This is a genomic window from Phaeobacter sp. JH204B (genome assembly GCF_048055755.1).
Taxonomy (GTDB): Bacteria; Pseudomonadota; Alphaproteobacteria; order Rhodobacterales; family Rhodobacteraceae; genus Phaeobacter; species Phaeobacter bryozoorum.
On record NZ_JAYMXF010000029.1, the window covers coordinates 1 to 4,614 of the forward strand.

5 protein-coding genes are annotated in these 4,614 nt (G+C 57.3%); all 5 read left to right on the plus strand.

Translation table 11 applies throughout. The features are described 5' to 3' along the window. Nucleotides 1-123: 123 nt before the first annotated feature. Nucleotides 124-1,191, plus strand: a complete 1,068-nt coding sequence (locus VXL81_RS16300; protein WP_416555182.1) for a glycosyltransferase family 2 protein — start codon at nt 124-126, stop codon at nt 1,189-1,191. A 2-nt stretch (nt 1,192-1,193) separates the two neighbouring features. Further along, nucleotides 1,194-1,991, plus strand: coding sequence for an NAD-dependent epimerase/dehydratase family protein (locus tag VXL81_RS16305; protein WP_416536354.1), 798 nt, complete (start codon nt 1,194-1,196; stop codon nt 1,989-1,991). Then, nucleotides 1,984-2,760: a glycosyltransferase family 2 protein gene (locus VXL81_RS16310; RefSeq protein WP_340547862.1), complete on the plus strand. Its 777-nt coding sequence runs from the start codon at nt 1,984-1,986 to the stop codon at nt 2,758-2,760. Before VXL81_RS16305 ends, VXL81_RS16310 begins: the two co-directional genes overlap by 8 nt. After that, nucleotides 2,757-3,953 carry a DegT/DnrJ/EryC1/StrS family aminotransferase gene (locus tag VXL81_RS16315; RefSeq protein WP_416555184.1) on the plus strand — a complete coding sequence of 399 codons (1,197 nt, stop codon included), beginning with the start codon at nt 2,757-2,759 and terminating at the stop codon, nt 3,951-3,953. The genes VXL81_RS16310 and VXL81_RS16315 overlap by 4 nt, the downstream gene beginning before the upstream one ends. A gap of 41 nt (nt 3,954-3,994) precedes the next feature. Next, on the plus strand, nt 3,995-4,614 hold a 620-nt coding region (locus VXL81_RS16320; protein ID WP_416555186.1), incomplete at its 3' end, for a GDP-mannose 4,6-dehydratase.

A 4,614-nucleotide genomic window follows, 5' to 3' on the forward strand; every position in this document is an offset into this window, starting at 1 on the left:
TCCGAAGAAAGGGCGACCTTGATACTGCAAGCGCTCGTTCAGCCCTAACAGGTCCTTAGCATTGGCGATCTTTTGCACCGGAGGCGACGTCGCGGTCCTGCTCTTCCACCAGGATTCTGGCTATTGTCGCTGGGGACTTTTGGAAACGGACGCGACTTAACTCAAATTTATTTCTTATGGGCGTATCTTCGGGATCGTGAGCGCAGTTCGTTGCGCGTGCTTTGCTGGAGAACCGGTCACATGCAGTTTCGCTCTTTCAATGCTCCTGATCCAGATACAGGCGATCGTCCTCTGGTGACGGTTTTCTGCGCCGTCTGGCATAAGCAGCCGAACAAGCACGAGTTATTGCGGTCTCATTGGGAGAATCTGAAGGCACAGTCGATCCCCGTTGAGCCTTGCTACATCTTTGACAATGGTGATGCTGCCCCCGAGTGGCTGGACGCGCCCTGGCACAGTTTTGACGAGCCGCTCACGATCTACGAGGCCTGGTCCGCAGCAACTGCACTGGCACGTACCAAATATATCATGAACCTTAATATGGATGATCGCCTGGCCACCAATGCCGTTCAGGCGATGGTCGCCGCAGCGATTGCGACCAAATCCGCATTGGTTGGTGGTGAATGGCTCGTCAGCTTTGATGAAAGTCACCTCGACCAAAAGTTTGCTGTGGAAGACCTCTGGGATACCTGCTTCGCTGCCGATTGGCCGCCGAAGAAACAATCAAATCTGCGGCTTGGCAGCGGAACGGCTGAGCGGGGAACATATGGACCTGCCACACTGTGGAGCCTGGAGCAGGTCGGCCCATGGTACCCGAGCTACTTCGGCAACCAGACACCGATCAAATCGATTGGCGATGCCATCTTCTGGCAGGTCCTTGCCAAGAATAATCGCAAGTTCACGCGGATCCCGATGGTGGTCGGCCGGTACTATTCTGACGAGACATCCCAGGCCGAATTCCGCCCGCACCAGGACAATGAGTACCTGCGTGATCACGGGATCAGTCGCGCTTCCTTTGCCGATTTCATCACCTCGGGTGATTTTTCCAAATGGCCCGGCCTTGCTCCCGCGGCTGGTGTCCCGGACCCTGTCGAGCTGAATAAAATCGAACGAGCCAGTGCGGAGCTGGCCGCGAAATTTCGTTCAATGGGGTTGAGAGCGCATGGCGCGGCCCAAAGCATCTCGATGCAGTGACCATGTCGCAACGTATCTTCATAACCGGCAGCGGCGGTATCGTTGGCCGCCACGCCATGGCTGCTCTGGCAGAGCTTGCGCCTGATGCGGTTGTGATCCGCAACACCGCAGATCTGACAAAACCCGATGAGATTGCCCAGGTCATCAACACGGCGGGCCCGCTTGATCTGGTCATCCACCTTGCTGCCATGGTGCCGGTCAAGGCGGTGCAGGGCGATCCCGGCGGCGCCTTTGCTGTGAACGCTGGCGGCACGATCAACCTTCTGGCTGCGCTTGGCAATACTCATGCCCGGATGCTTCTGTGTTCCTCCAGCCATGTCTATGCGAGCAAAGAGACGCCAATTTTCGAAACCGATACCATCGAACCGGTTTCACTTTATGGTCAGACCAAGCGGATGGCAGAGCTGGCTGCGCAACAGATTTGCGCCGCGACGGGTCGCTCGCTCTGCATCGCCAGATTGTTTTCGATCCACGACCCTGAACAATCTGGAAGCTATCTGCGCCCGACGCTTGTCACTCGGTTGAAGACCGCCGTGCCGGAGGCGCCGTTTGACCTCTACGGTGCCGGCAGTCGGCGGGATTTTCTGCCCGCTGCACAGGCGGCCCGCCTTATTGTCGAACTCGCTCTTTCGGATGCCGAGGGGCCGGTCAACGTCGGCTCCGGGTGTGCGATGACGGTTGCAGATTTTGCGCAATCCCTTGCTCCTTTCCCTTTGAACATACGGCCCCTGGGCCAGAACGACACGCTAGAGGCCGATGTCACGCGCCTGCGTGCGATCCTTGGAGAACGCCATGACTAAGAGAGTTTCCATTGTAGTTCCCACATTTAACCGTGCGGATATGCTGCCCAAGGCAATCGACAGTGCGCTTGATCAGACGGTCGCCTGCGAAGTGATCGTCGTAGATCACGGGTCGACTGATCATACGCCGCAGGTTGCCGCGGAATATGGTGATAAGATCATCTACGTCCGGCGGGAAAAGGACTTCGGCCCGCATTTTTGCTGGCTTGAGGGCGTCCTGCATGCATCTGGCGAATTTGTTCACCTGCAGTATGACGATGACTGGATTGCTCCGACCTTCATTGAAAAATGCCTGGCTGTCATCAGCGATGATGTCGGCTTTGCCTTCACCGGGGCTGAGGTTGTCGACAATAAAACCGGCAAGCAGATGATGACGCAGTTCTTGGGATGGCTGCCGGATACGGGTATTTTTGAGAACCGCCTGGCGGAAGAAAACATCGTCGGATCCCTGATCTCCCCCGGCGCGGCTCTGTTTCGGCGCCAGGTATTGATCGATGCGCTCTACCAGGGGCGGTTGCCGCTGCAAAACAGCGAATACCACGGGGTTGGGCCAGATATCTTCGCCTCGCTGCTATCGATGCTGCGATATCCGAAGGTTGGCTTTGTGAAGGAACCTCTTGCCAGTTTCCGGGCTCATGATGGCTCGATCACCATCGACGCGCTGAAAGATCAGAAGAAGGCCGCCAACATCACCGCCGCTTACAACGAGGTGCGACATTACTACGTCGAGTTAAAGGCGATGCAGGCTGTAAGAGGGGCGCAAGCATGAAGAATTTTCAGCCACCGCGGCCGATCACCCTGGCCCAGGACACCATCTCGCGGCGGGAACTCCAGCAGACCGCCGATTGGATGATGGCGGGGAATCGCCTGACAAAGGCGGAAGAAACAACCGCCTTCGAAGCCGAGTTCGCGGCATGGATGGGCTGCAAACATGCGGTATTTGTGAACTCGGGCTCGTCTGCAAACCTGCTGATGATATATGCCGCGCGCGAAGCCGGACGGTTGCGGAACAACAAGGTGATCGCGCCTGCCGTCAGCTGGGTGACCACGGTGTCCCCACTTATCCAGTTCGGTTTTGATGTGCGGCTTTGCGACTGCGATCCGACCAATCTCGGGCTGGATCTGGATCATCTCGAACGGCTCTGCAAGGAGGAGGCTCCGGCCCTGCTGATCCTTGTGCATGTGCTTGGTCACGCCAACCATATGGCGGCGATCCGGGACATCTGCGAACGGTATGATGTCCTCTTGCTGGAGGACAGCTGCGAAGCCCTGGGATCGGTCAGCGACGGGCGAAAACTCGGCTGTCATGGGACTGCGGGCAGTTTCTCATTCTATTACGGGCATCATATCTCGACGATCGAAGGGGGGATGGTTGTCACCGATGACAGTGAGCTCCATCAGGTCATGCTGTCGCTGCGGTCTCATGGCTGGAGCCGGGATCTCAACCCGACACTGCGCGATCAGCTGCAGCAAGACCACAATATCGACGATTTCCGCAACCTTTACACCTTCTACTACGCCGGGTTTAACCTGCGCTCGACGGATCTGCAGGCCTTCATCGGGCGTCAGCAAATTCTGAAACTCGATGATATCTGCCGGGTTCGCGAACGCAATTTTGACATCTACGCCGCGCAGTTGCGGGGTTTTTATCGTCAGGACAGCGAGACTGAGCTGTTATCCTCCTTCGCCTATGGCACCTTGGTGGAGAACAGGATGGAGGTATTCGAGCACCTCAGGGACCAGGATATCGAGTGTCGACCGCTCATCTGCGGAAATATCGCGCGCCATCCGTTCTGGATCCGGCATTACGGGCATCAGGTGCTGCCAAACGCAGATCTGATTCACGACTATGGGATTTACCTGCCCAACCACCATAATTTGTCGACGGCGGATGTGACCTGCGTCACCGACGCGTTCAAGGCGGTTGCGCGCCCCAAGAGCATTCACGATCGCGCAGCCTGAACTGCGGCTGATGGCGATTTCCAGAAACAACGGACAGCAAAATGCCAAGTGTTAAAAAAGCCCTCATCACCGGTGTGACGGGTCAGGATGGGTCCTACCTTGCGGAGTTTCTTCTGGAGAAGGGCTATGAGGTGCATGGGCTGAAGCGGCGGGCGTCGTCGTTCAACACCAGCCGGGTGGATCACATCTATCAGGATCCGCATGTGGATCATGCCCGCTTCAAGCTGCATTACGGCGATCTCACCGATACCTCCAACCTGACGCGGCTGCTGAGCGAGATCGAACCGGATGAGGTCTATAACCTCGGCGCGCAGTCTCATGTCGCCGTCAGTTTCGAGGCGCCGGAATATACCGCAGATGTGGACGGCATCGGCACCCTGCGCCTGCTGGAAGCGATCCGTTTCCTGGGGCTGGAGAAAAAGACCCGGTTTTATCAGGCCTCAACATCCGAGCTTTACGGCCTGGTGCAGGAAACCCCGCAGCGCGAGACCACGCCGTTTTATCCGCGCAGCCCTTATGCGGTGGCCAAGCTTTATTCCTACTGGATCACGGTCAATTACCGCGAGGCCTATGGCATCTATGCCTGCAACGGCATCCTGTTCAACCACGAGAGCCCGCGCCGGGGCGAGACCTTTGTGACGCGCAAGATCACCCGCGGCCT

What these genes read in the sequence shown, in the direction of transcription:
- VXL81_RS16305 (WP_416536354.1), top strand. Translation starts at nt 1,194, where the DNA reads ATGTCGCAACGTATCTTCATAACCGGCAGCGGCGGTATCGTTGGCCGC.
- VXL81_RS16310 (WP_340547862.1), top strand. Translation starts at nt 1,984, where the DNA reads ATGACTAAGAGAGTTTCCATTGTAGTTCCCACATTTAACCGTGCGGAT.
- VXL81_RS16315 (WP_416555184.1), top strand. Translation starts at nt 2,757, where the DNA reads ATGAAGAATTTTCAGCCACCGCGGCCGATCACCCTGGCCCAGGACACC.